Annotated in this window: 3 protein-coding genes and 1 pseudogene; all 4 read right to left on the bottom strand. The window is 44.7% G+C overall.

Annotated elements, in window-relative coordinates; all coding sequences use genetic code 11:
- Positions 1 to 335 (bottom strand): hypothetical protein (locus WBA23_RS07410; protein ID WP_424581638.1); only part of this gene is annotated, 335 nt, incomplete at its 3' end.
- 96 nt (positions 336 to 431) lie between these two features.
- The gene (locus WBA23_RS07405; RefSeq protein ID WP_424581637.1) at positions 432 to 1,103 is read right to left on the bottom strand and encodes a class I SAM-dependent methyltransferase; all 672 of its coding nucleotides are present in this window, start codon (positions 1,101 to 1,103) and stop codon (positions 432 to 434) included.
- Positions 1,103 to 1,762: an SDR family NAD(P)-dependent oxidoreductase gene (locus tag WBA23_RS07400; RefSeq protein WP_424581636.1), complete on the bottom strand. Its 660-nt coding sequence runs from the start codon at positions 1,760 to 1,762 to the stop codon at positions 1,103 to 1,105. Before WBA23_RS07400 ends, WBA23_RS07405 begins: the two co-directional genes overlap by 1 nt.
- Before the next feature lie 4 nt (positions 1,763 to 1,766).
- Positions 1,767 to 2,025, bottom strand: a pseudogene (locus WBA23_RS07395) (esterase family protein); the annotation flags it as partial.

Here is a 2,025-nt window from a genome sequence, read left to right as displayed (position 1 = left end):
CCTTTAATCTCGGGGTCAAATCGAAATAGTCGGTGACGTACCAGTTGACCAACCTGAGCACTATCGGCAGCAGGAGCCGTAAGTTGAATGCGAATGGGCGATTCGGTAGAAAGTACCCCCGAGCTATAAGACGCAATGTATGCTTGAAATGCAGGATCAGTTGAGTCGGCATCCAGAAATTCATCAGAAGACAAAAAGATGATTGCCCCTACTAGCAACAAGACTGTTCCCACTCCTGCTGCTAATGCCCATATTTGCTGACGGAATGTAAGCTGAAACCACTGTTGTTGAACAGTAGAAAGAAGCTGGCGCAGAAACGCTCGTACTTTATCCATAAAAGTCAATTGCTATTACTAAGGATAATGCAAAATTAGACTGTGAGCGTGAAAATCCTAACAGTAGTTTGAGAGTTATTATGATTTTGAGAGAGGCTATCCACTGTACTGTAGTCCAAAAATGATAGAAGCCGGACGTTGGGTTACCGGATGTATTGGTTCTCGTAATTCTACCAGCCGATAATCTGATTGTAAAAACAGTGTTATCCAATCTTCTAGCGTGCGATAGTACCACCGATAAGGCTTGGTAAACTGCTGCTTCATCAGACTCCAATCTTCATCGTGCCAACCACTTTGATAGGGCACATGATTATTGAAACTATGCGGATGCAAGGTCTGAATAAATAGATAGCCGGATGAATACAGATAATTCCGCAGAGCCGGTAGCAAGGCTTTAGTTATTTCCTGTTCTAATAGAGCGAAGTTGATCACTACCGCATCAAACGGTATTGAAGTTAGAGGCTTATGTTGAATAAGCTCCTGATACGTTGCTTGCTCGAATAAGCCTGCACCTTGTTGGCGAGCGTGCGCGATAAAATCGGCTACTGCATCTACCCCTAATGTTTCAATACCATGTTGCTGCAAAGCTCGGCATAGCCAGCCTTCCCCACAACCTACATCCAGCACTTTCTTAGGTTGATACTTTAAGACGACATCTACGATAGCCTGATTGGTTACCAGCTTCCGACTTTCTAACTCTTCACCTTCTACGGTAGCAATCCAGGCAGGCGCGTTGGATTTCCAGGAATCTATAATTGGGTCAGCCATTAGTATTCTATTTCTATACTGAAATCTTCGCGCTGCTCATAAAGTTGCCAGAATTGCTCGGCAATAGCCGCCGGATTATATTTTTCGTCCTCTTCCTGAATGAATCCTCGGATGGTTACTGTAGCAACATGTACACCTTTGGCTCGCGCCTCCTGATGAAGGCAGTAAGCGGCGTTACGTAATCCGGCTTTGCCAATACCCAGTGAACCATACTGAAAGTTAGGGTTCAGTGATAAGCCGCCCCCGGTAAAGAATATTTTTCCGGCCTTGTTATCTTGCATCGCCGGGAGTACCTCCTGAGCAGCTACGATAGCCCCCACTACATTCACCCGAAAGTCGTCAACTAATTTATCAACCTGTATTTCCGATAAGTGCGTTGATCCAATAGCTGCCGCGTTATAAATAAGCACGTCGGTATCTCCCAGAGAACCTCGCACGTAGCGCAACCCTGACCGGATGGAATCGGCATTGGCGGCATCAGTCAGAAAGTAATAACCCTCTATTCCTTCGCTATTGAGCTGCTTTTGAAAACTTTCTAACTTGTCTTCACTGCGCGCTAGCATAGCGACTACGAAGTTGTTTTTACCAAACTTCCGAGCCAATGCTAAACCGTTCTTATCGCCCATTCCAATAATTGTGAGTATTTTTTTATTTTCCATACTTCTAGTTATTGGTTGACGCTTGCTTTTCGGCTGAACCGTTTTCTTCAAAGAAGTTAGCAAAAAAAAGTAGTTGATACGCCACTGCATTTGACCAATAGGGCCAGTTATGGGCTCCGGGGCGTACAATGTAGTCGTGGGGAATTTGTGAGTTCAATAATGCCTGATGCAGTTGCTGATTGATTCTAAAGAAGAAATCGTCGGTACCACAGTCAATGATTAGAGCAAGCTGGTTGGGCGAAAGGTCGGGTACCATATTAACT

This window comes from Tunicatimonas sp., from assembly GCF_049647865.1.
GTDB lineage: Bacteria > Bacteroidota > Bacteroidia > Cytophagales > Cyclobacteriaceae > Tunicatimonas.
The sequence above is the reverse complement of the archived record's forward strand: the minus strand, read 5'-3'. Positions and strand labels throughout refer to the sequence as shown.

Bases quoted from the DNA above. Each gene is read 5' to 3' on its own strand.
- WBA23_RS07405 (WP_424581637.1), bottom strand. From the start codon at position 1,103: ATGGCTGACCCAATTATAGATTCCTGGAAATCCAACGCGCCTGCCTGG.
- WBA23_RS07400 (WP_424581636.1), bottom strand. From the start codon at position 1,762: ATGGAAAATAAAAAAATACTCACAATTATTGGAATGGGCGATAAGAAC.